Annotated in this window: 17 protein-coding genes and 1 pseudogene; 13 read left to right on the top strand and 5 right to left on the bottom strand. The window is 60.8% G+C overall.

Annotated elements, in window-relative coordinates; translation table 11 throughout:
- Positions 1-168 precede the first annotated feature (168 nt).
- From PQQ95_RS24175 to PQQ95_RS24155, 5 genes are all read left to right on the top strand, one after another.
- Positions 169-1,608, top strand: a complete 1,440-nt coding sequence (locus tag PQQ95_RS24175) for a carbohydrate porin (protein WP_408441611.1) — start codon at positions 169-171, stop codon at positions 1,606-1,608.
- 162 nt (positions 1,609-1,770) lie between these two features.
- Positions 1,771-2,475 carry a TetR/AcrR family transcriptional regulator gene (locus PQQ95_RS24170; RefSeq protein WP_408441608.1) on the top strand — a complete coding sequence of 235 codons (705 nt, stop codon included), beginning with the start codon at positions 1,771-1,773 and terminating at the stop codon, positions 2,473-2,475.
- A 228-nt stretch (positions 2,476-2,703) separates the two neighbouring features.
- A complete protein-coding gene (locus PQQ95_RS24165; protein ID WP_408441606.1) occupies positions 2,704-4,167 on the top strand; it encodes an MFS transporter in 1,464 nt (487 codons plus the stop codon).
- Between the two features lie 528 nt (positions 4,168-4,695).
- Complete coding sequence (locus PQQ95_RS24160) at positions 4,696-5,679, top strand: LysR family transcriptional regulator (RefSeq protein ID WP_408441604.1); 984 nt, start codon at positions 4,696-4,698, stop codon at positions 5,677-5,679.
- Positions 5,680-5,836: 157 nt separating this feature from the next.
- The gene (locus tag PQQ95_RS24155; protein WP_408441603.1) at positions 5,837-6,676 is read left to right on the top strand and encodes an alpha/beta hydrolase; all 840 of its coding nucleotides are present in this window, start codon (positions 5,837-5,839) and stop codon (positions 6,674-6,676) included.
- Between the two features lie 118 nt (positions 6,677-6,794).
- Here PQQ95_RS24155 and egtD read toward each other — a convergent pair whose 3' ends face one another.
- The gene (gene egtD, locus PQQ95_RS24150; protein WP_408441770.1) at positions 6,795-7,694 is read right to left on the bottom strand and encodes an L-histidine N(alpha)-methyltransferase; all 900 of its coding nucleotides are present in this window, start codon (positions 7,692-7,694) and stop codon (positions 6,795-6,797) included.
- A gap of 51 nt (positions 7,695-7,745) precedes the next feature.
- Positions 7,746-8,945: pseudogene (egtB, locus tag PQQ95_RS24145) on the bottom strand (ergothioneine biosynthesis protein EgtB); the annotation flags it as partial.
- A gap of 455 nt (positions 8,946-9,400) precedes the next feature.
- On the opposite strand from egtB, the gene PQQ95_RS24140 reads away from it, so the two are divergent.
- The 5 genes from PQQ95_RS24140 (at position 9,401) to PQQ95_RS24120 (ending at position 13,436) form a co-directional block, all read left to right on the top strand.
- A complete protein-coding gene (locus PQQ95_RS24140) occupies positions 9,401-9,799 on the top strand; it encodes a DUF427 domain-containing protein (RefSeq protein WP_408441601.1) in 399 nt (132 codons plus the stop codon).
- A gap of 25 nt (positions 9,800-9,824) precedes the next feature.
- Positions 9,825-9,971, top strand: a complete 147-nt coding sequence (locus tag PQQ95_RS24135) for a hypothetical protein (protein ID WP_408441599.1) — start codon at positions 9,825-9,827, stop codon at positions 9,969-9,971.
- Positions 9,972-10,223: 252 nt separating this feature from the next.
- Entirely contained in the window at positions 10,224-10,877 is a 654-nt protein-coding gene (locus PQQ95_RS24130) for a glutathione S-transferase (protein ID WP_408441596.1), read from the top strand.
- A 451-nt stretch (positions 10,878-11,328) separates the two neighbouring features.
- Complete coding sequence (locus PQQ95_RS24125; RefSeq protein WP_408441593.1) at positions 11,329-12,432, top strand: alkene reductase; 1,104 nt, start codon at positions 11,329-11,331, stop codon at positions 12,430-12,432.
- Between the two features lie 179 nt (positions 12,433-12,611).
- Positions 12,612-13,436, top strand: a complete 825-nt coding sequence (locus tag PQQ95_RS24120; RefSeq protein ID WP_408441590.1) for an alpha/beta hydrolase — start codon at positions 12,612-12,614, stop codon at positions 13,434-13,436.
- A 57-nt stretch (positions 13,437-13,493) separates the two neighbouring features.
- Here PQQ95_RS24120 and PQQ95_RS24115 read toward each other — a convergent pair whose 3' ends face one another.
- Both PQQ95_RS24115 and PQQ95_RS24110 read right to left on the bottom strand, forming a co-directional pair.
- Positions 13,494-14,483 carry a zinc-dependent alcohol dehydrogenase family protein gene (locus PQQ95_RS24115; protein ID WP_408441587.1) on the bottom strand — a complete coding sequence of 330 codons (990 nt, stop codon included), beginning with the start codon at positions 14,481-14,483 and terminating at the stop codon, positions 13,494-13,496.
- Positions 14,484-14,713: 230 nt separating this feature from the next.
- Entirely contained in the window at positions 14,714-15,190 is a 477-nt protein-coding gene (locus PQQ95_RS24110) for a DUF3331 domain-containing protein (protein ID WP_408441585.1), read from the bottom strand.
- A gap of 366 nt (positions 15,191-15,556) precedes the next feature.
- Between PQQ95_RS24110 and PQQ95_RS24105 the strand changes: the two genes are divergently transcribed.
- The 3 genes from PQQ95_RS24105 to PQQ95_RS24095 are packed head-to-tail and all read left to right on the top strand — an operon-like array spanning position 15,557 to position 21,603.
- Complete coding sequence (locus PQQ95_RS24105) at positions 15,557-16,768, top strand: efflux RND transporter periplasmic adaptor subunit (RefSeq protein ID WP_408441582.1); 1,212 nt, start codon at positions 15,557-15,559, stop codon at positions 16,766-16,768.
- A gap of 28 nt (positions 16,769-16,796) precedes the next feature.
- The gene (locus PQQ95_RS24100; RefSeq protein WP_408441579.1) at positions 16,797-20,051 is read left to right on the top strand and encodes an efflux RND transporter permease subunit; all 3,255 of its coding nucleotides are present in this window, start codon (positions 16,797-16,799) and stop codon (positions 20,049-20,051) included.
- A 4-nt stretch (positions 20,052-20,055) separates the two neighbouring features.
- On the top strand, positions 20,056-21,603 hold the full coding sequence (locus PQQ95_RS24095; RefSeq protein ID WP_408441577.1) for an efflux transporter outer membrane subunit: 1,548 nt from the start codon (positions 20,056-20,058) through the stop codon (positions 21,601-21,603).
- 56 nt (positions 21,604-21,659) lie between these two features.
- Here PQQ95_RS24095 and PQQ95_RS24090 read toward each other — a convergent pair whose 3' ends face one another.
- Complete coding sequence (locus PQQ95_RS24090) at positions 21,660-24,512, bottom strand: ATP-binding protein (protein ID WP_408441574.1); 2,853 nt, start codon at positions 24,510-24,512, stop codon at positions 21,660-21,662.
- Positions 24,513-24,712: the final 200 nt, after the last annotated feature.

Here is a 24,712-nt window from a genome sequence, read left to right as displayed (position 1 = left end):
AAGAAACAGACAATACTGTTTGTTTGTGAGTTGCGAAATGTACGGACGGATATCCAGGGGTTTCCCGCATCATAACAAAACAGCCTTGTCTGTTTGTTAAGTTTTGGGCTACCGTGTGGCCACCGGTTAAGCCGGTTCAAAAAATCCTGGACACGGAGACAGTGACGCATGAGTACGACCCGGACATGGGGATCCGCCGCGACCGCAGCCGACGGCGCAGGCACAGATCATTTGGCGCGGACGGCGCTGCCGGCTGACGGACGGCGCGGCATACGCCATGCGCGCAAGGCGCTCCGAAGCGCAGGCATTGGCATGGCGCTCGCGCTGAGCGGCATCCACGCAAGAGCCGACGACAGCATCGTGCGTGCGGCGCAATCCTCGAATTGCGTTGCATACGATCAGATGCGCACAAGGGGAAACGAGACGCCGCTAGCGAGCACCTGCGACAGCCTGTCGCCGGAAATGGGCGGACTCCGCAAGAAAATGGCGGACAATGGCTGGCTATTCCAGGCGGGCGACTTATCGACGCTGACATACGACGTACTGCACCCGGACAGCAGTGTTCCGCAGACATACAACGGTCAGCGGCCGACCTACGCTCAGACTACGCTGGCGATTCTCACCTACGACCTCTCGCGCGTCGGTTTCGGCCAGAACGCGCAGTTCACGGTCGGCGGCGCATGGGCGGAGTCCAGCTATCTCGGTTCCGGTGTGCGCAGCGCCTATTTTTCGCAATTGACGATCGAGCAGGAGTTCGCCAATAAGCAGGTGAGGGTGCTGTACGGTTTCACCGTGCCGGCGAACGATTTCTACGGCAGCCATCTCGGCACGTCGATCGCGTCGTCGGCTTTGGGGCCGGCGAGCAGCATGTTCTACGAGGTTGGTGTCCCGAGTATCAAGCCCGCTCCGACGTTCGAATTGCGTCTGTACACGCCTGATCTGCACTTCTACAACCACTTCGCGATTACGCGCAGCATGAGTCCGCAGGGGTTCCAGAAAGATACGGACCAGAACACCATCGGTCTGACTATCAACGGAGTGGAGGGTGCGCGCGCGTTGTTCATGGATGAAATCGGCTACCGTGTCGAAGCAGCGCCGAACGTGCGCGCCACCTGGTTGCGCGCGGGCGTCCTGTACAACACGAGTGACTATCTCGACTATAGTGTCGGCCGGCCTCGCCCGACCTACGGCAACAAGGGTTTCTATCTCGCCTTCACGAAGCAGTTTACGCAGCCCGACTCGTTCTACTCGTACCGTGGTATTTATGCCGACATCAAGGTCGACGTCGCCGACGCGAGCAAGAATGCATTCAGCCGCGACGTCACCGCGACGCTATACAGCCTGGGCCCGTTTGCGTCACGCCCCTATGACATGGTCACCCTCGGCTATACGCATCAATGGGTGAGCAAGGACGTGCAGCGTTATGTGCTTGCCGCGACCCACGTGCCGGCGATCGAGGGCAGCAATACCGTCTCGCTTTCGTACGCGTTTCACGTCATACGCGGCGTGTACTGGATCAACACGGTGTCTTATACGACGCAGCCGGTACTGGCGCCGTCGCATCAGCCTGCGTTGCTGGTCACGACCGGTGCGACGGTGGTTTTCTGAGCGCGGTCGTGACGGGTGGCGCCGATTGTGCCCACTGGTATGATGCAGAGCGTTTGGGCCGACGATGCGCCTGGTTGTGTCCCGCGTGGCAGGGGCGGTGGTCGGTGCAGGCGGCCGCTTCGCTAACGTGATGGTCCATGCCCTGTGTCAAATTTATCTACGATGAAGCAAACCTCTACAGACAAGGTGCCGAAGCCGGCTAAAGCCCGCGCCGACGCGTCGAAAAAGGCGCCTCGGCAGCGGCGGCCACAGGCCGAGCGCAGTGCCGAGACGCAATCCAAGGTGATTGCGGCGGCGATCGCGTGCCTGCATCAGTATGGGTACAGCGCGACCACCGTCACGATGGTGGCCGATAAGGCCAAAGTCAGCCGCGGGGCGATGTCGCACCAGTACCCGACCAAGACCGACTTGATGCTGGCTGTCGTGACCGCCGTATTCGAGGACGACTCGCGCCTCTACGGGAAGGCGGTCCAGAAGATGTCGCCGATGCAGATGCTTCTCGACCTGCCCGCTACGATGTGGGAAATCATGAGCCGACCTTCAGGTACGGCGGTGATGGAAATCATGCTCGCGTCGCGTTCGGACAAGGAACTCGCCGACAAACTGCGGACGATACAGCGTGCGATCGACATCCGGGCGCACCAGTGGCTGGTCGAACGGCTCGATGCCGCCGGACTGCGGGATCGCCCGGACGGCGAATCGGTGCACCGCATTTTCGTCGCCGCGATGCGGGGGCTTTTGCTGGAGGCACTGTTCAAACGGGACCGGACCGACGTGGAAAAATCGGTCGCCGTGCTCGGCGAAATGATGACATTGCTGTATCCGGACGTGGCCGCGAAAGCGCCGGCGCGCAAAAAGCGCGCGTGAAAACTGCTGCACACGCGACTTCCCCGTAGCCCGTTCAGCGGTTGGCGCGGGGGAGGCAGGAAAAGCGCGAAACACGGGATAATCACAAACAAACAGGCTGGACTTTTTGTTTTTAGAGTTGGTCTTCGTGACATTGTTGTCGCGGCAATGGGCCGGCATCACAGGAGTAAGGGCATGGAATCCGCTGCAGCAGCGCGTCCACGTGTTTTGCCCCGTGCAGGAGAGCGTATGGCCGCTGGGCAGTCAGACACAAAACTGGGTAAGGGAACAGTCTTCGGTTACGCAGCGGGCGCGATCGTCGACGGCACGATGACGAATGTCGTCAACACATTTCTGCTGTTCTACGTGACGACGGTGTGCGGTTTGCCGGCCGCGCTCGCGGGACTGGCCGCGTCGATTGGCCTGATCGTCGACGCGATCGCGGATCCGACGATTGGCGCATGGTCCGATCGCCTGCATTCGCGATGGGGACGCCGCCTGCCTTTCATGGTGGCGGCGATGCCGTTGCTCTGCACGAGTTTCGTGCTGCTTTTCTCATTGCCGGAATGGCACAGTGCCACGGCGCTTTTTGTGCTCCTGATGGCGTTGTCGATGACGGTGCGCGTCAGCATGTCGTTCTTCAACCTGCCTTACCTCGCAGTCGGTGCGGAGTTGAGCGATGACTTCGTGGAGCGGTCACGCGTCATGGCGTGGCGCTGGGCGGCCGGGATGATCGGCGCGGTCGCCGGCGTTGGCATCGGTTTCGGCGTGTTCCTGAAGGGTCACGACGGGCTGGCGCAACGGCACGCGTATTCCGCATTTGCGCAGACTCTTGCCGTGCTGGTGCTTGCCGCGAGTGCGTGCGCGATCCTGACCATCTGGACGACGCGCCATCTGCACCACCGTCCGGCGCTCGAGCGTTCCTCCATGGACAAGCGGCTTGCGCGCGAATTGTCCGAACTGATGCGCAATCCCTCTTTCCGGATTTTATTCCTCGGTTCCGTGCTGTTTTTCGCTGCGATCGGCATGACGCAAGCGTTGGGATTGCACGCGAACACATTCTTCTGGCATCTGGCCGGCGCCCAGATTCAGCAGGTCACGATATCGTTGCCGCTCGGCGCGCTGATCGGCGCGCCGTTGTGCATGCCGGTCGTGCGCCGGATCGAGAAGCGGACCGCGGTGCTGATCGGGCTGTGCGGCTGGATTCTGATCCAGGCGTCGCCGGTGTCGCTGCGGCTTGCCGGGTGCATGCCGCTCACGGGGCAGGCGCTGACGCTGCTATTGTCCGGCGCCACGTTTGTTGGCGGCATGCTGATGTCGATGGCTGCCGTGGCGTTCAATTCGATGATGGCCGATGCCGCGGACGAGCACGAATACCTGTTCGGCGCGCGCCGCGAAGGACTTCTCTTCGCGGGGTGGACGCTCGCCAGCAAGGCGGCGAGTGGCGTCGGCACGTTTCTGTCGGGTGTCCTGCTGACCGCGATCGCCTTCCCCATCGAGCAGACGAAGCGCAACGGGCTGGAGGTGCACGTGCCACAGCACACGCTGGACATGCTGGGCTTTTTCTACGGTCCGGGCGCTGCACTGGTCGCGATCGCCGGCGTGCTGTTGCTGCTTCGCTACCGGCTGGATCGGCACCGGCACGCTGGCATCGTCGCGGAATTGCGTGAGCGGCGTTTAGCCGAACCCGCAACAGTTCGCCAGCGCGCCTAGGCCGACGCTCTGCTCCGGGGCTGCGCCTTTTGCGTGCGCCACGGATCGGAAGCAGGGTGTTCCTGCGAGGCAGTGCTGCGTTAGTTGTTAAGGACAATCCGATAACGTGCCTTTCCGGCCCGCAGATGATCGAGCGCCTTGCTAACGTCTGTCATAGGAAAGTACTCGGTAGTGCGTCCGTTCTCACGTTCCGGCAATGGACTTGTCTTCATGAATCGATCGCGCTCTGGAATGAATCGATTGCGATCCACATGCCGCCGGGAATAGAAAGTCGACGAAGGCGGCAGGTTCGAGCCATGCTTCCGAGGCATTCCCACCAGCCCATAAAGTCTTTCCTTTCAGCCGGGGAAGCATTCAATATTCTGTCCACAAAGCCGATTTCCCATGCGGTCTCGCCTGCAAGCAAGGCATGAGGGCATGCCATCAACGTTGACGGTGGCAAGTCGGCAGGCTGATTGCTCCCGCATCCGCAATACGTCAACCAGTCCGGTTTTCTGTGCGGAGGTAACAATATCAAGGAATCTGGATATGGACCGGCTGCATGCAATGAAGGTGTTCACGAGGGTTGTCGACACGAATAGCTTTTCGCGTGCCGCTGATACGCTGGATATACCGCGTGCATCCGCTACCACTATCGTCCAGAGCCTTGAAGCACACCTCAAAGTCCGGTTGCTTCATCGAACAACGCGGCGCCTGAGTTTGACGCCGGACGGCGCCGCGTATTACGAGCGTTGCGTACGGATTCTCGCCGATATCGAAGAAACGGAAGCCTCGTTGTCGCATGGCCGGCGCGCGCCGCGCGGAAAACTGCGCGTCGATGTGCCGACAGCAATCGGCAAGCTGATTGTGATGCCGCAACTGGACGAGTTTCATGAGCGTTACCCGGACATCGAGTTGATGGTGGGTTTCAGCGACAAGCCGGTCGACCTGATCCAGGAGAGTGTGGACTGTGTGATCCGGATCGGAACTTTGCAGGACTCGACTCTGGTGGCGCGGCGCATCGGGATCTTTGAGCGTTTGACGGTTGCGAGTCCGCTCTACCTGGAACGGCACGGCACACCGGAGACGCTCGACGATCTTCAGCGCCATCTTGCGGTCAATTATTTCCTCGGCCGTACGGGCCGAAACATGGATCTGACCTTCATAGTCGAAGGCGAGACCGTCGACGTGAAGATGCCCGGCAAGATCGCGGTGAACGACGTCGACGCCTACGTCGCAGGCGGCTTGAAGGGCATTGGGTTGATTCAGGCGCCGCGTCTCATGGCGCTGCCTTATCTGCAATCGGGCGAGCTGGTCGAGGTGCTGCCGCAATGGAAACCCATGCCATTGCCTATCTCCGCGGTGTATCCGCATAACCGGCATCTATCGCCCACTGTGCGGGTGTTCGTTGATTGGGTGGCCGAACTGTTTGGCCGCTGCGCACAGCTTTCCAATGAGAAGAGCGACGGGCGGCACGAACCGCTTCTGCACGAAGTTCCCGCGCCGCGTGATGTTGCGGAACTGGCGATGTGATCCTGTGATGGCGGCGGAGGTCCGGATCGGACGAATGAGTTCGTAAGGCCGGCGAATGAGAATTCAAAAGAGCCGAAGCTTTACTGTACATCTCCTGCAAACAGGAAAATAACTTGGGTTGTACGCCTGGAGGCGGCGCACGCGCGCCTGACAATACATGATATTGACGCGGGATGCGGGTCTATGTATCGAAGATGTTCGCATCGCCGGGCACGCGCAGCCTATTACGCTGCGGAGCTATCGGCCGGCGTCGAAAGGCAAGGTTTTGGCCGTCGTACTGTATTTTCACGGTGGCGCATTCAATAGCGGCTCGCTCGACGACGCCCATACGGCCGCTATTCACATTGCCCGCGGCACACCTGCCTGGGTTCTCTCAGTGGATTATTCGCTCGCTCCGCAGTTTCCTTTTCCCGCCGCGCCGGAAGATGGCTATCGCGCGCTGGCCTGGGCGGTCAGCAACGCCCGTGCACAATGGGCCGATCCACTCAGGGTTGGGGTTGCCGGCCACGATGCCGGTGGCAACCTCGCTACCTGCGTGGCGGCTATTGCGCGCGATCGCGCTGACATCACGCTTTCTGCTCAGGCGCTTCTTGTGCCACTCCTCGACCCCAGCATGACGCACGTCGCAGAAGAGAAAAGAATTTCGTCGGGCATCGACATCAGCCACCGTGAGCGCGGCTACCGAGCCTATCTTCCGCACCCGGCGTTGCAACTCCATCCTTATGCCGCGCCGCTCGACTCCGTGCGACTTGCCCGTTTGCCGCCGGCGTTTATTGTCAGTACGCCGAGTGACCGGCTTCACGTGGAGGCCGAGATGTATGCGCATAGATTGATGGCTTCCGGGGTGTCCGCCGAGGTCAGGCTGTATCCAGGCACATCAAGAGACGCGTTGGCGACGAGCCACGAGGTGCTGGCCGACGTCGTCACATTCATGCGAAGTCGTCTGGACGGGGCCGATTTTGTGCCGGACAGGACCGCAGAGACCGAAGACCGATAGCCGAGGTGGCTTGCGGGCCGCATCTAGGTGCAACGCCGTTGGTCCACTTCGGGACAACGGAGCAAGGTGTTTCCGTCCGCCCCGTTGTCTGATCGTGAAATGTTTGCGCGGTGCGCTGTCAGGCCGTTACCAATTCGAAGATGGCGAATTCCGGCTGAGGACTTGTCCATTGGCGAGAAACGCGCCAACCGGAACGAGCTGCCAGCTGGTTGAACGACTCGATTGAAAACTTGTGGGAGTTTTCAGTGTGCAATCGCTCACCACGCGCAAATGTGAATGATTGACCCGCCACGCGTACGATCTGATCCGCGAGGCTCACCAGGTGCATTTCGATGCGGCTTTGTTCTGCGTTCCAGATGGCAAGGTGTTGGAACGAAGACAGATTGAAATTGCCGCCCAACTCGGTGTTGATGCGTTTGAGCAGATTCTTGTTGAACTGTGCCGTGACACCTTGTGCGTCGTTATAAGCCGCTTCGAGCGTCGATTGATCCTTGATCAGGTCCGCGCCGACGATGAGCCGGGCATGGTCGCCAAGCAACTGCCGGAAGCCGGTGAGCAGATCCCTGGCCTCGGCGGGTGTGAAATTGCCGATCGTAGAGCCGGGGAAAAAGCCCACGACCTTCCCCGCATTGTGTGCAGCGGGTAGCGCGAGCGGTTTCGTGAAGTCCCCTGCAATCGGCGTTACCTTTAGCGCGGGGAAGCGCGCCGCGATTCGCGCGGCCGCCGCTTCCAGGGCGACCGGGCTGATGTCGATCGGCACATAGGTGCTCACGTTAGGCGCGGCATCCAGCAGGATGTTGGTCTTTTCGCTCGCGCCGCTGCCGAACTCCACGAGCCTCGTACCGGCCGGAAACTCCGCCGAAATCTCTGCGGCAATGCGGGTGAGCAAGGCGGTCTCGGTACGGGTCGGATAGTACTCCGGTGTTTCGCAGATCGCGTCAAACAGCGCCGATCCCTCGGCGTCGTAGAAGTATTTTGGCGCGAGACTTTTCGGAAGGCGCGACAAGCCGGCTCGCACATCTGCTTCGAACCCGGACGCATCGAGGGGCTGCGCGGCGGCCGTGGTTTTGTCACGCGCCAGGCGAAGTCCGGAGAACATCCAGCGCTGATGCGGATAAAAGAAGTTGCGGTAGGTCGGACGCGTATGGTCCGGAGGCGTGACGATTGCGCCGCCCCTCAAGACCATCTGGCTCACCATGAACTTGCCGTTGTACTCGCCTACGGCACCCGTGCTGGCCTTGAAGCCGGGGTAGGGGCTGTAGGCGCTTTGTGTCCATTGCCAGGCTACGTCGTCGACCTGTTCGAGGGAACCGAGGCTCGCGGCCAATTCCCACTCGGCCTCGGTAGGCAGACGGGCGTCGGACCACAGCGCAAACGCGGCCGCTTCGTAGTAGCTGATATGGCCGACGGGCGCGTCGTGGTCGATGTTCCGCAATCCGGCAAGTGTCATCTCACTCCATTTCGACCCTCTCTGGCGCCAGTAAAACGGTGCGTTCCAGCCTTCGCGCTGCACGATCGCCCAGCCGTCCGATAACCAGAGATCAGCGCGTGCATATCCCCCCGCGTTCATGAACTCGAGCCATTCCCCATTGGTCACGAGGCGGTCACTGATTTCGAACGGCGCGATCCAGACGGTATGTCGCGGTCCCTCGTTATCAAACGCAAACGAGCCTGCCGCGTGGCCGATTTCGGTGAGACCGCCCTGGTGCGTCACATATTTGCCGCGGCGTCCTGGCGGCGGATTCGGGTGAGCGGCATCGTAAGCGGGATGGAGGGGGGATTGGGCGAACAGATGCAGAATGTCCATGAGGATCAGTTCCTGATGCTGTTCCTCATGAGCAAAGCCGAGACTCAGAAGATCATCTAGTGCCGGTACGCTTGTACGGCTCAGCAACTCCAGCATATGGTCGTCGACGTAGCGCCGGTAGCGAGTGATTTGCGCGCCTGTCGGGCGAGTCATCAGCCCGCGGAACGCTCGCGCTTGACGCGCACCGAGTGACTCGTAGTATGAGTTGAACAGAAAGGCGTAGCTATCGTCGAACGGACGATAGTCGGTGAGGTGGGGGATCAGCAGAAACGTCTCGAAGAACCACGTCGTGTGGCCGAGATGCCATTTGGTCGGGCTGGCGTCCGGCATGGACTGGACGACCATATCCTCCGCCGTCAGCTTTGCCGCGAGCGTTTCTGTCCGATGGCGCACCATCAGGTAACGGTGAGACGTTTCGTTGAGAACGTCCAATGAGAGCAGTGTCCGATCACTTGCGTTCATATTTTTATGTACGTCCGGTTGTTTGGCATAGTCGCAATGCAGCCTGTGTGCTTAGACAGGCCACGTCTGTTCAGGGACAGACGCAGGCAGTTGCCGTTTCCTGGGGACCTGGATGATGAGCGCTGTTCAATGGTGCGACTCGGGCATCCAATGGGAAGAGGCAAATGGGTGATGAGACATGCTAACCAGGAATCGGGAATCTTGCTGTTCCGGTAGTGCATCGAGTGACTGCCTGCGCGCCACGGATGACCGTGCAGGCGCAACGGATTGCCTTGACTGGCGCGGGCGGCGGCGATATTGCGGGAAGATTATTCGCTAAATTTCGACAAGTGAATTGGGGCTACCCTTAACAAAAGCAACCGCATGTTCGACTAGACTTGCCGGCGTATTCAAGGCTTCATGCGCGGGTTTGGCCATGATCCTCGCCTGCCATGATCCACTAGCCACTCATCCTCATGCTGGAGCAAACGTCTCACATTATCGACGCGTTGGAACGGGGTGCCGCGCGCGCGAGCCCGTACCGGATTATCGTGCGGCTTGCAGGCCGGGTTATTGCCGATACGCGGGCAGCGCATGCTGTCGGGAAAGGCCCGGCATCGGCCTACCTGATTCCCTTTGAAGATGTCGACATGCATTTCCTTAGGCTGTCTGACGGCATTGACGTGTCTAGGCAAATCAGAGCAAGGCGTTGGTTCGATTTCGAGTGTGGGTCAACAAAAATGGTGTGTGTTGCGTGGCAGGATTCATCCGCAACGCCGGCGATGGGAGCCGCCGGGCGCTACGTCGTATTCGAGACTTCCCGAGTCGACACGATTGAATGCCAACCTTTAACAACGCTCCTACAAATGCGTTGAGCGGACCTACGCCGGCAAGATCAACGTGCTGGGTTTCGATGAGATGACGGCGCTGACCCGCGCGGTTAACGCGTTGCACGACGACTCCGATCTGCGCTGTCTTGTCATAACGGGCGGCGCGCGCGCCTGGATAGGAGGCGCCAATATCAAGGAAATGGTCGAACTCGCGTAGGCCACGCTGAGTCAATCGGAGTGGATGCGCCTCGCGGGTGCAGCCTTGCGATTATTGGGCTCGACTGAATAGTGTTCTCTTCTGTGACCGACTGATCTTCGTGTTCAAAAGTCCCATAATCAGTTAAGCAGGATTCCAACCCGTCTTGCTTGCGGAGACATGACGCACGGACGGAAGACGGGGTTATCCGATTGAGCGTTTCTGTCTGCTCGAAGGCAAATCGAAGTTTTATATTTCACAAAGGATCACACAATGACTACCGATAACGCACCCACGCTGTATGAATCGAAGGCCTCGCCGAATTCTCGCCGGGTCCGGATTTTCCTGGCGGAGAAGCAACTCGAGATTCCGACCAGGGGAGTGGATCTCGGGGCAAAAGAACAGTTCTCGGACGCCTTCCTGGCGATCAACCCGCGTCGCCAGGTGCCCGCGCTGGTGCTGGCCGACGGGACCTCTATTGGCGAAGTGCCGGTAATCTGGCGCTACCTCGAGGAAGCGTATCCGGAGAAGCCCGCTTTGTTGGGCACCACGCCGAAGACGAAGGCGTTGATCGCTATGTGGGAGCGCCGTGCTGAACTGGACGGATTCTCGCCAGTCATGGAAGGCGTTCGAAATGCCGTTGCCGGTTTGAAAGGCCGGGCTCTGTCGGGGCCGCATGCCTATGAGCAGATCCCCGAGATCGTCGAGCGCAGCAAGTTGCGGGTGGCTAACTTCTTCGCCGATTTCGACGAGCGTCTGAAGGCGGTCGCGTTCGTCGCCGGCGACGAATTCTCGGCAGCCGATATTACGACGCTAGTGACGATCGATTTCGCGGCCGGTGGCCTGAAGATGACTATCCCGGAAGAGCACACGGCATTGCAGGCATGGTACGACAAGGTATCGAGCCGTCCCGCGTCGAAGGCGTAACGAATCCGGCGTTCATCCTGTCGATTTTTTTCGAAAACATCATGAGTCAACCGGTTGTACTTATCACCGGCGCGCTGACGGGTATCGGCCATATGAGGGTGACTGTCGTGACTACAGCATCCCCGCAGCGGGCGACCGCCTGAAGAAGAACGCCGCCCACGGGCGGCGTTCTTCTTGGTGCACGTGTAGGGTGGAATTACATTATTCGGATTGCGTAACAAGTCAATTGGGAACATGGGGAATGATGAACCGGGTCAACTTCCCTAGACTTACGCAGGTGGTTGCAACAGAACGTTGCCTTAGCGTCACCTTAGCCTGCTTCGGCGGACGTCCATGCAAACCATCGGTGAGTCGCCGCATCAAACGGGAGGGTCCATGGGGAGCCTCGCCTCTCCGTACAGGTCCGAGCGATCGGCACCGAATTCACTGATTTCATCTTTCGGAGGTGGTTGTGTCAAAGCTTTTTTATGAAGCCCGTCTGGGCGCTTACTCGTTGTCGCATCGTGTTGTGATGGCGCCGCTCACGCGTATGCGTGCGGGTGAGAATGATGTACCGGGCGACCTGATGGTCGAGTACTACACGCAGCGCGCTTCGAAGGGCGGACTGATTGTGGCCGAAGCCACGCCGGTTTCGCCGTGGGCCGTCGGTTATTTCGGCGCACCGGGAATTTTCACAAACGAGCAGGTCGCAGGATGGAAGCGTGTCGTAGACGCCGTGCATGCAAAGGGCGCTCGCATTTTCCTGCAGGTTTTCCATGCCGGACGGCAATCGCATACGGATCTGCTGCCGGGCAATGGTGAGCCGCTCGCACCGTCGGCCATCGATTCGGGCAGCTTCTCGCACACACGCGAAGGTTGGAAGCCGTCGTCGGCACCGCGCGCGCTGAACACCGAGGAAATCGCCGGTGTGGTGGAAGAATTCCGTGTGGGTGCGGAGTTCGCCAAGGCTGCCGGTTTTGATGGCGTCGAAATTCACGCAGCCAATGGCTACCTGATCGATCAGTTCCTGCAAACAGGCTCGAATCAGCGTACCGACTCGTACGGCGGTTCGGTTGAGAACCGTGCGCGCTTCCTGCTGGAAGTAACGCAAGCCGTGGTTTCGGTTTGGGGCGGCGATCGCGTGGGTGTGCGGGTGGGACCGAGCGGCAAGTTCGGCGGCATGTCGGATAACAACCCGGCTGAAACGTTCGGTTATGTTGCCGAGCAATTGAACCGCTTCAACCTGGCCTACCTTCATATTATCGAACCGCGTGTCGAAGGTTCGGAGACGGTCTCGGAGAGCGCGCCGGTCGCGGCTCAGCAACTGCGTGCTGTGTTCAAGGGGCCGATCGTCGCCGCGGGCGGCTTCACGCCGGAGTCTGCGAGCGCGGTCATCGAAGCGGGCGTGGCGGATTTCGTCGCGTTTGGCCGTCACTTCGTGTCCAATCCCGATCTGCCGGAGCGCGTGCGTCTTGGCAAGCCGCTGGCGCACTACGACCGTGACACGTTCTATGCTGGCGTGGAACGCGGCTACACGGACTACCCGACGTTCGATCAGCAAGTCGAAACGGCCTGATAGCCACGGGCCATGACGCCCGGATGAAGCGGCGGCGCGGGCGCCGTCGCTTCAGCATCGTTGCGTGATTCGGGTGCGATGCATGACGCCTCTGGCCGGCGATGAACGCCGGCCAGAGCACGCCATGCATCCAGAACCATGAGCATGTCGGGTGTATACCCATTAGGAAGCCAGACGAAATGACCCTGCTTAATACGTCCGGTCTCGACGTCGAGGAGCTGGCGATCAGGGGCCACGGCGGTCCCATCACACTGAGAAGCTACCGTCTGCCTGACAGGGGTTCACAGAAACCTGTGGTGCTGTATTTTCACGGCGGCGCATTCAGAAGCGGATGTCTGGAAGACGCGGACGCTCCCGCAGCGACTATCGCGCGAAGTATGCCGGCCTGGGTGGTCTCCGTGGGTTATTCGCTTGCGCCTGCCAAGCCGTTTCCTCACGCGCCGGAAGATGGTTATCGCGCGCTGTTGTGGGCAGCCGCGCATGCGCGTAAGTTCGCCGCGGACGCACGCAGGATAGGTCTCGCCGGCCACGATGCCGGCGGTAATCTGGCAACCTGCATCGCTGCGATGGCGCGAGATCGTGGCAACGTATGCATCGGCGCACAGGCGCTATTGGCCCCGCTACTCGATCCCGGACTGACGTGCATGTCGGAAGAACGTCATGGACCGACTCCGGCCGAGTTGAACCTGTGGTCCAGTGGCTATCGCGCCTATCTACCTGAACCGATGCAGCATTTACATCCTTATGCTGCTCCGCTGGAGTCGAGCCGGCTGGCCGGCCTTCCTCCAGCGTTCATCGGGTTGGCGGGCCATGATCCGCTGCGCAGGGAAGCGCAGTATTACGCGAGCAGGTTGAAGGACGCGGGCGTAGTGGCGGAAGAAGTCTTCTACGAAGCAGTTTCGCACGCCGGGCTGGCAAACAACCCGGACGTGCTGAGAGACGTCGCGGCTTTCTTTGCCAAACATCTGGAACATCGCACGCTGGCAAAACGCAAGGCGGCATAAACATCGAAGCCGTGCGCGGCGAACGGTCCTCCGCGATACCGCAGAGGACCGGTACGACTAGACGCTGACGACAATCCGGCCGAGATGCTGGTTTTTCTCCAGTACGCGATGGGCTTCAATGATGTCATCGAACTTGAAGCGGTGGGCGATCGTCGTCTTCAGCTTGCCCTCTGCCAGCGCATCAAGAATGAAATCGACAGCGGCTTTTTGCAACTCTGGTGTGGTGGTGGTCGAAAACAGGTTGTAGCCGTGAATCGTGATGCGCTTGGCGAGCACCTGCAACATTGGAAGCGGCGTGACTTCAGGGCTGAGCTCGCCGTACACCAGCACGGTGCCGGCATAGGCGGTAGCTGCGATCAGCTTCGGAAAGTTGGGGCCGCCTACCGGATCGAACACGAAGTCCGCACCTTTACCTTCGGTAATGCGCATGACCTCCGCGACCAGATCCTGCTCGTCGGTGGCGATAACGTGAGCGGCGCCGATTTCGAGCAACTGTTCTTTCTTGGCGCTGGTGCGGGTAAGCGCGATTGGGACTGCGCCGATCAGATTCGCAATCTGGATTGCGCCAATACCGACCCCGCTGGAGGCAGCCGGAATGAGAATGCTGTTGCCCGCGGCAACGCGGCCGTTCTCCGTGAACGCTGCATACGGTGTGATGAAGACGTTCCAGATCGACACAGCGTCCTCGAACGAGAGCGGCTTCGAATGCTTGACAACCGCGTGTGCGGGCGCAAGGACCAGTTCGCCGTACATGCCGTAGTCGTTCATCGAGAACGACGGCACGGTACTCACCATGTCGCCTACGGCAACGTGCGTGACATCCGCGCCGACTGCGTCGACTGTGCCTGACACTTCATAGCCGAGGCGCGCGGGCAGATGGACCGGCTCGACATAGACGCCGGTGCGCCACATCGATTCGGCACGGTTCAGGCCGATTGCCTTGACCTTGATGCGGACTTCACGACTGCCGGGTGTTGCGACGTCGATATCTTCGAACTGAAGTACTTCGGGACCGCCATACCGGGCGAACGAGACGATTCTTGCCATGGAATACCTCCAATATACGTGGACTGTTGGGCGCCGCATCATGCGGCGTCTCGGAGGAATTATGAGCGGCGGCAATCACGCGATAAATCGGTTCACGCCATCAATACAATTCAGCATGGCGTAACAATGCGTGCATGATGGACCTTGGCCCGATCCGCGAGCGCATGTGCGCGCGGCGTCACCACGACGGGTGATTCGCGTGCGAGCAGCCTGAGGGCGAGTTCCGGCGGCTACGGATGGATAGACAGAGAGGGACTTGCTTCTTCAATAGGTCGCGCGAGAATCATTTGGGCGAGATTCATCGGGCGATGCGTGGTACGGCTCGTGGGCCCGTAAACGGCATCGCCGCGCACGATCCTTGCCCCGGTGAGCGCGCAAATCCCTTTTGACTTCGAGATGCGCCTGACCCAAAGCTGCTCGCAATAGTTGCCAGCCCGCGAATCCCGCCATGTGATCGAAACGCTGTTCGCGCTGAAGCGCTCGACCACGGTGACGCTGGCCGTCACTGCGGGCGCAGCCTTGGCCCGCTCCCTGTCCGCCACGATGCTGCGATGCGCGGAACTGCTGACTGCGTCGGTACGATGCACGCGCTTGCTGAGCGCGTGATCGGGACGGTCGACATACTCGGCCATTCTCTCGAGCCACAAGACCATGTGAGACCACGGGTCGACGTTGCCTGTCATTGCTGTTGCCGCGATTGCACTCACGATGGTTCTCCTTTCCTCGCTATCCGTCCGGTCAGCCATGGCGTGGTGTTTCGCTGCGCCTCGGCACAGCTCCCGGTCGGTGTCGTATGGTCAGCGACATTTCATGCGTTGCATCGTATAGCCTCCTCCGGCGGAGATAAATTGCGGCAGCTTAAACACTCCATTTAGACGAGCCCAACAATGGAGGGCAAACGTTATCGCCAGGAGTGCGTGGTGGATTAAACAGAGCACCTGAGATTCAAGCGGCGCTCGCACATTGTTGGTTTTCCCTGAATTCTTTGTCGGCGGGAATTGGATTTATCAAGGATCACAAAGCAACCAGAATGCGTCGGTATCGAATCACTATCACACCGACCAGGATTTCATATGGCATCCAACCGGAAGCGGCTTTATGCGGCGCTTGCCACAACCCTCATCGTTGTCGGCGGGGGCGCCCTTGAGTTGCACGCTCGAAGCGATCTGCCGCTCAATGCCGCGGGCGCGGCCACCGAAAAGCAGCAAGCGCTGCCGACATCAGTCGATGTCGCCACGGTCGTCGCAACGACCATCACCGACTATCAGGAGTACTCCGGGCGTATTGAAGCGGTGGATCATGTTCAGGTTCGGCCACAAGTCTCGGGTGCCATCGTCGCCATCCATTTCAAGGACGGCGCGCTGGTCAGGAAGGGCGACCCGCTCTTTACGATCGATCCCCGTCCGTATGCGGCTGAAGTGGACCGCGCAGCGGCGCAGCTTGCCGGCGCAGAGGCGCGCGCGGCCTACGCGCGTGCCGATGCGGCGCGTGCCGAGCGTTTGCTGCCCGACAACGCGATCGCGAAGCGCGACTATGACGAGGCGCAGAACGCAGCCCGCGAGGCTGTGGCGAATGTCGCGGCCGCGAAGGCCAGCCTCGAAGCGGCGCGGATCAATCTGGGCTACACCAGCGTGGTCGCGCCCGTGGATGGGCGCGCCTCGCGTGCCGAACTGACGGTCGGCAATATCGTCTCGTCGGGTCTCAACGCGCCCCTGCTGACCACTCTTGTGTCGGTTTCACCTATTTACGCGTCGTTCGACATCGACGAGCAGACGTATCTTCGATATCTCGCACAAGATACTCATGCAACCGTACCCGTTGAACTGGGACTCGCAAACGAGACTGGCCATTCGCGGCAGGGTGTCGTCGTGACCGTCGATAACGAGTTGGACACCACCTCCGGTACGATCCGCGTGCGCGCCCGCTTCGATAACGCCGACGGTGTGCTCGTGCCGGGACTCTATGCGCGCGTCAGGGTGGGAGGCGGCAAGCCTCATCCGGCCGTCATGATCGACGATGCTGCAATAGGCACCGATCAGGACAAGAAGTACGTGCTGGTGGTGGACGCACAGAACCATGTGCAATACCGCGAAATAAAACTGGGCGTGCAGCACGACAATCTTCGTGTCGTCGAGTCAGGGTTGCAACCCAACGAACGTATCGTCGTCAACGGCGTTCAGCGTGTGAGGCCCGGCGACACCGTTACCCCGAACCTCGTCCCAATGAGTGCGAGCCTCGCGCAATCCGGTCAGCAACAAGCCGTGAAGACGGCTGCGGCGTCCTGAATCCAGCCACCGGGAAAAGGATACCGTCATGAACATCTCAAGATTTTTTATTGATCGCCCTATTTTTGCCGGCGTGCTGTCGATCCTGATACTGCTCGCGGGGACGATCGCCATGCTGAAACTTCCGATCTCGGAGTATCCGGAAGTGATTCCGCCATCGGTCGTGGTTCACGCGCAATATCCGGGCGCGAATCCGAAAGTGATTGCCGAAACCGTGGCGTCGCCGATCGAGGAGCAGATCAACGGTGTGGAGGACATGCTGTACATGCAATCGCAGGCAACCAGCGACGGCAACCTCACCACCACCGTGACCTTCAGGCTCGGCACCGATCCCGACAAGAACACTCAGCTCGTGCAGAACCGTGTGAATCAGGCGTTGCCGCGTTTGCCGGAAGACGTGCAGCGGCTTGGCGTGACCACCGTGAAGTCCTCGCCAACGCTCACGATGGTCGTGCATATTACGTCGCCGAACGATCGCTACGACATGACGTATCTGCGCAACTATGCGCTGATCAATGTCAAGGATCGTCTGGAGCGGCTGCGGGGCATCGGCGAAGTGCAGCTCAAAGGCTCGGGCGACTACTCGATGCGCGTATGGCTCGACCCCTTGAAAGTGTCGCAGCGCGGCATGACCGCGACGGACGTCGTCAATGCGATACGGGAGCAGAACGTGCAGGTCGCCGCCGGGGTCATCGGTTCGTCGCCGAGCCTCCCGGGCGTGCCGTTGCAACTGAGCGTCAATGCTCAGGGCCGTTTGCAAACGGAGGAACAATTCAGGGACATCATCCTGAAGACCGCACCCGACGGAGCCGTCACTTACCTGCGCGACGTCGCGCGGGTGGAAATGGCCGCGTCGGAGTACGGGCTGCGCGCGCTGATCGATAACAAGCAGGCGGTCGCATTGTGGATCTTCGCGCAGCCGGGCGCGAACGCGCTGCAGATTTCCGACGAAGTGCGCGAGACGATGAAGGAACTCAACGCCGACATGCCCGTGGGCGTGAGTTATCAGATCGTCTACGACCCCACCCAGTTCGTGCGCTCCAGCATCGAGGCAGTGATTCATACGCTGATCGAAGCGATTGCGCTGGTGGTGCTGGTGGTGATCGTGTTTCTGCAGACGTGGCGCGCGTCGATCATTCCGCTTCTGGCGGTGCCTGTTTCGATCATCGGCACGTTTTCGCTCCTGCTCGCTTTTGGCTTCTCGATCAACGCACTGTCCCTGTTCGGCATGGTGCTCGCCATCGGGATCGTGGTCGACGACGCCATCGTCGTGGTTGAAAACGTGGAACGCAACATCGGCTCGGGGCTGTCAGCCCGGGAGGCGACATATCAGGCCATGCGGGAGGTGAGCGGGCCGATCATTGCCATCGCGTTGACGCTGGTCGCCGTGTTCGTGCCGCTTGCCTTCATGAGCGGCCTGACAGGTCAGTTCTACAAGCAGTTTGCGATGACCATCGCCATTTCCACTGTGATCTCGGCATTCAACTCGTTGACGCTCTCGCCGGCGCTGGCAGCGCTCCTGCTCAAAGGCCACGATGAGCCGAAAGACCTTGTGACGCGGGTGATGGACCGGCTGTTCGGCGGCTTCTTCCATGGCTTCAACAAGGTGTTTCACCGCGGTTCGGAGCGCTACGGCAAAGGTGTCAGGAGCGTGATCAACCGCAAGGCGGTCATGATGGGCGTGTACGCGGTGCTCCTTGTCGCAGCCGTGCTGATGGGCAAGGTCGTGCCCGGCGGCTTCGTGCCCGCGCAGGACAAGGAGTATCTCGTCTCGTTTGCGCAGCTGCCGGAAGGTGCGACGCTCGATCGTACGGAAGCCGTGATCGAAGAAATGACGGCGATTGCGCGGAAGCAGCCCGGAGTCGAGTCGGCGGTGGAGTTTCCGGGGTTGTCCGTCAATGGTTTCGTCAATTCGTCGAGCGCCGGGATTCTGTTCGTGACCTTGAAGCCGTTCAAGGAGCGCAACGGCAAGCCGCAACTGTCCGCCACAGCCATTGCTGCGGCACTGAACCAGAAATACGCGGGTATCAAGGGCTCGTTCATTGCGGTATTCCCGCCTCCACCGGTGCTCGGTCTGGGGACATTAGGCGGCTTCAAGATGCAGCTGGAGGACCGTGGCGCGCTGGGATATGAAGCGCTCAATGCCGCGACTCAGGCGTTTATCGCCCAGGCAGCGAAAACGCCGGAGCTTGGTCCGACGTTCTCGAGCTATCAGATCAACGTGCCTCAGGTCAACGTCGCTCTCGATCGTGTGAAGGCCAAGCAATTGGGCGTGAGCGTGACCGATGTCTTCGACACGATGCAGGTCTATCTAGGCTCGCTGTATGTCAACGACTTCAACCGCTTCGGGCGCGTGTACCAGGTGCGGGTTCAGGCAGATGCCCAATTCCGTGCTCATCCCGAAGATATCGGCTTATTGAAGACACGTAACGCAAATGGCGAGATGGTGCCGCTCTCGTCGCTCGTTACCGTCACGCCGACCTACGGGCCCGATACGGTGGTGCGCTACAACGGCTATACCGCCGCCGATATCAACGGCGGCCCCGCGCCGGGCTACTCGACGGATCAGGCACAGGCGGCTGCCGAGCGTGTGGCCGCTAAAACCTTGCCGCGTGGCATCAAGTTCGAATGGACCGATTTGACGTACCAGCAGATTCTGGCTGGCAACGCAGCCATGTGGGTGTTCCCGATTAGCGTGCTGCTGGTGTTTCTCGTGCTCGCCGCGCTCTATGAGAGCCTGACCTTGCCGCTCGCGGTCATCATGATCGTGCCGATGAGTCTGCTGTGTGCGCTGATCGGCGTATGGCTGACAAAGGGCGACAACAATATCTTCACGCAGATTGGACTGATGGTGCTGGTGGGATTGTCGGCGAAGAACGCCATCCTGATTGTGGAGTTTGCACGGGAGCTGGAAATGCAGGGACATTCGATCGTGCATGCAGCGATCGAAGCGTGCCGGCTTCGCCTGCGGCCGATCCTGATGACCTCGATTGCTTTCATTATGGGCGTGGTGCCGCTCGTGTTGTCCTCGGGGGCCGGCTCTGAAATGCGGCATGCAATGGGCGTCGCGGTGTTCTTCGGCATGCTCGGCGTGACGCTGTTCGGTCTTATGTTGACGCCGGTGTTCTACGTGCTGCTGCGCAAGCTGTCGGGCGCCGAGCATCTGGTCGACAAGCACGGCCATCAGCCGCATATGAGGGTCGACGAGCTAGAGGATCCAGGTTCGCCGGCACCTGTTGATGCAGAGGCAAGCGACAGTCGTGGCGAAACCATCAAGGCGTGAGGTCATGGTGAAAAAGAAGAGTTTACGGTGGCTTGGCGTATCGAGTCTGGTTGCTTCGCTGATGGTGCTAGCCGGTTGTTCGCTGGCGCCGACCTATCAGCGTCCGGCTGTCGAGACGCCTCCTGCATTCAAGGAAACCGCAGCGCCTGCCGTTGCAGGTGCTGCGAATGCGCCGACGAGTGCAGACGAGTGGAAGGTGGCACAACCTTCGGAGGCTATTCCTCGCGGCGAATGGTGGACGGTGTTCGGCGATTCGACGCTAAACGATCTGGAGCGCCGGGCGCTCGACTCGAACCAGAACCTTCAGGCCGCCGCGGCGCGTCTGGCCGAATCGCGGGCCATTCAGCAGACGGTGCGCGCCGGGCTGTTCCCGACGGTCAACGCTGGCTTCGGACCGACCAGGGAGAAGTTATCGGCGGCCTCGCAGTTGGAACCGGATGGCACGGACGTTCCATCGCAAACATTGTGGCGCGCCCAGGCGTCGGCGTCGTATGAAGTGGATCTGTTCGGACGGGTGTCCGATTCAGTGCGTGCAGCGAACGCCGATGCGCAACAAAGCGAGGCTCTGTTGCGCTCAGTGCAACTCGCGTTGCAGGCGGATGTCGCGCAAAACTACTTCAATTTGCGCGAGCTCGATGCGGAAATCGCGGTCTACGATCAGGCGGTCAAACTCCGCGAGGATGCACTCGGGCTAGTGCAGCGCCGTTTTAACGAGGGAGAGATCAGCGAGCTCGACGTCGTGCGGGCGAAATCGGAACTGGCGACGGCCAGGTCCGACGAGATGAGTGCGCAGCGTTCGCGCGCCGCATCCGAACACAGTCTCGCGGTTCTGCTCGGCGAGCCGCCGGAGACGTTTTCGATGGCCGCGAATCCACTCACGCCGATCAATGTCCAGATTCCGGCCGGACTGCCTTCAGCGTTGCTGGAGCGGCGCCCGGACATCGCCGCGGCCGAGCGCGCCAGCGCGGCCGCCAATGCGCGGATCGGCGTTGCCAGGGCGGCCTATTTTCCTTCGCTGTCTTTGACCGGTACGGGAGGATTCGAGGCCGCTACGCTCGGCGATCTGTTCAAGTGGTCGAGCCGCGCGTTCCTCCTAGGACCGTTGGCGGGTGCCGCGCTGACCGTGCCTATTTTCGATGGCGGCCGGCGCAAGGGCAATCTCGCGAACGCTCGTGCCACGTTTGACGAAGACGCGGCGAACTACCGCCAGCAGGTGCTCGTCGCCTTCCGGGAAGTCGAGGACAATCTCTCCGATTTGCGGATTCTGAAGGATCAGACGCGCACGCAAGCCGAGGCGGTTGCCGCATCGAGCCGGGCCGCTGCATTGTCGCGCAGGCAGTACGACGAAGGCGCGGTCAACTATCTCGACGTGATCGACGCCGAGCGCACCGTACTGGATGCGCGACGTGCTGCGGTACAGCTATCGGGGGGGCAGGCGACGGCCACCGTGAACCTGATCCGCGCGCTCGGCGGCGGCTGGGGCGATGCGCCCGCGCCGTCGCAAGGATCGTCGCCCGCAGGTTCGCAGGTCCCTGCGGTCGCTCAGCGTTGAAATGCAGGGCGGCCCTCCAGGCGGACGTTTCTGACCCTGCGTTGCCCGCCGTGCGATCAAAGCGAATCGAGTAGCACTCGTGCGGCTTTCAGGTCCAGCGTTTCGAAGCCTTCGCCAAAGCGTTGATACACGGGTGTGAGCAAATCGCGAGCGATCCTGGGTTTGTGCTGCTGTTGCTTCAGTTGGGCGAGCGTCGTGGCGCAGCGCAGCTCCCAGGCAAGGAAGCGATGGCTTTGCGCCCGCTCGAGCGCATCGACGAGCATGGCCTCAGCAGCGGACCTGGCTGCCGGATCGGGGCTGCCGAGCATAAGCTCGGCCTTGGCGCGCAGCAGTTCGGGGAGGGAACATTCATCCTGGGTTTCGAGCGCCCGTTCGACGGCGGGATGGATCAGCGCGACGGCTTGTACCATCCGGTCATGCTTCGCGAGGAGATGGGCCGTTGCGGTGAGAAACGGTGTGAGGGAAACATAAAAACGCTTCGAGCCGATTCCGACTAGCGCCGGGTGGATCTTCTGCTCGTAGGCGTCGACGCGTCCCCCGAGCAGCGCCAGGAACCCCTGCCACATCTGTGCGCGCGCCTTCCAGGTGGAGATGCCGTGGCGTCTCGTTTCGATAGCCATCTGCGAGACAGCGTGGTCGAGCGCGGTGTGATCTCCGGTTAGCAGCGCGAGCGTGCAGACGGCCTCGCTCAGGGCGTAGCAGAGCGACACCGGGTGATCGAGTTGGCGGGCGTCGTCGAGCGATTGTTGCGCGGCAAAAGTCGCCTGTTCGGGACGGCCGAGATACCACAACGTGTGCGCAAGCGACGCGTGTGACAGCATTTTTTCGTCATACAAGAAGCGGATACGTTGCGCACGCGGAAGCTGCACGCGCGAATTGGCAGCGAGTTCCAGGTTCTCGTATGCATCGTCCAGCTGGCCGAGAAAGAGGCGCGACATACCGGTCAGGCGATAGGCCGCCAACCGGTCGCAAGGCCATTCCGACGCCATCGCCACAGCGCTGAATTTCTGTGCCAACGGTTCGGCCTGAACGTACTTGCCGTTAAGGTACAAACACATCCACGCGCCCCACATGGCGAGCAGCTGATACGAGGCGCTGCCGGTCTGGGTGGCCAATTCGAGGGCCGCTTCGAACGCGTCGCTAGTCTGCTCGGCGACGGTATGGCAGAGGAGAGACATACCCCGCGCGGAAAGTAATTTCATCGCGCGCTCGTCGGCGGATATGCCGTTTGCTACGAGCCATTCCAATGCCCGGTCGACGCGCGCGAGACACTCCTCCAGCAGGGCGAGCTGCATTGAAAGCGGGATGCTCGCAATCGTCAGATCAACCGCGAGGGCCGGGTCGCCTTCGGTCGAAAACGCCCATCTGATTGCCGCGCGGAGGTCCGGCAGATGGGGTGTGTAACGAGCGTTCCAGTCGATATCGACGCGTGCCGCAGCCTGTTGCTCGGCATGCTCGAAGATATCCAGAAAGTGACGCGCGTGGCGGCGGGACCACTCGGGCAATGTGCCGCTGGCACGCAGTTTGTCGTACGCGTAAGCGCGCGTCGTTTCGAGCAGCCTGTATTTGATGCGGCCGTCGCCGGGCACCGTGGAGACGAGCGATTTGTTGACCAGCTCGATGATCACGTCCACGACTGCCTGGGGCGGAATATCTTCACTGCTCGTGACCGCTTGCGCGGACTCGAGACTGAACGGGCCGGCGAACAGGCTCAGCCGGTTTAGCACCGTGCGCTGCGTTTCGGCTAACAGGCCGTAGCTCCAGTCGAGCGTAGCGCGCAGCGTCTGCTGGCGCGGCAGTGCGGTGCGGGCTCCCTGCGTGAGCAGTTGGAAGCGGTCGTCGAGGCGGTCGGCCACACCTTGCAAACCAACCGTCGGCACGCACGCGGCCGCCAGTTCGATCGCGAGCGGGATGCCGTCGAGCTGGCGGCAGATGCGGACCTTCAGCGGCAACGCACTGCCGGACTCGGCGGCGCACAGCATGTCCGTGCCGATGCGTTCCTCGAAAAGCCGGATCGCACCGAATTCGCGCGCGTCGTCGACGTTGTCGTCGGGTGGCACCTCGAGCGATGGCACCCGGTAGACGTACTCGCCGCCAACCCGCAGTGGTTCGCGACTCGTGGCGAGGATCGTTGCGCGCGGCGCGACTCGCAGCAACGTTTCGGCAATCTGCGCAGCGCTCTCAATCAAATGCTCGCAGTTGTCGAGCACCAGCAGAAAATGGCGGTTGTACAGACTCGCTGCCATCCGGTCGAGTGAAGGCGTTCCGTCGCCAGGCGGGAAACCCAGCGCCACGGCGAGGGTAGTGGGCAGATAGTCCGCGGAGGCGGTGGCCGCCAGTTCGGCGAGGTAGACGCCATCGGTAAAGTGCGGCGCAAGTTGCCGGGCGGCTTCCACGGCAAGCCGTGTCTTGCCGACGCCACCGGAGCCCACTAGCGTAGTGAGCCTGTGCGAAAGCGCGACTTCGGCAACTTCGTGCAAGGCCTTTTCGCGCCCGATGATGGGCGAGATGTTGGCCGGGAGTTGCACCCCGTGCAATACCGGTGCCAGTGTGGGCGCTGCCGGCAACGCATTGGTTGCCAGGCCTTGGGTACTGACTTCACCGATGAACTGATAGCCTCTCCCAGCCACGGTGCGTATGGCGACGCGATCTTCGCCAAGCATGCGGCGCAGCACGGAGATTTGTCCTTCAAGGGTGTTTTCCTCGACGATGCGGTCATGCCACACCAGCGAAATGATCTGGTCTTTGCTGAGGATCGAGCCGCGCGCTTCGACCAGGGCGAGCAGTAAATCGAACGCACGGCCGCCAATTTCCACCTTGACACCGTTATGCGTCAGCTCACGCCGGCGGGGAACGACGACCGTCGCGCCAAACGAAAAATCATCGATTTGCAGCGTTCTCGTTTCCATCGCAGATTTTACGGGCGATTGATGGGGAAGAGCCGGGACCACCTTACGAGTATCGCACAACGTACAAGATTGCTACCAGCTACTGATACCGGCTATAGGAAGTCCGATAGTCGATCGCGAGCGCTGGAGAAGCGCGCGAGCACACAGGATAGGCGGCCGCTGAGCTGCACATTGTTGGCGTGGTCTGAGCAGAGTGCTTA

Source organism: Paraburkholderia caffeinilytica (assembly GCF_046030355.1).
Taxonomy (GTDB): domain Bacteria; phylum Pseudomonadota; class Gammaproteobacteria; order Burkholderiales; family Burkholderiaceae; genus Paraburkholderia; species Paraburkholderia caffeinilytica_B.
This window is presented reverse-complemented; position numbering and strand designations above follow the sequence as displayed.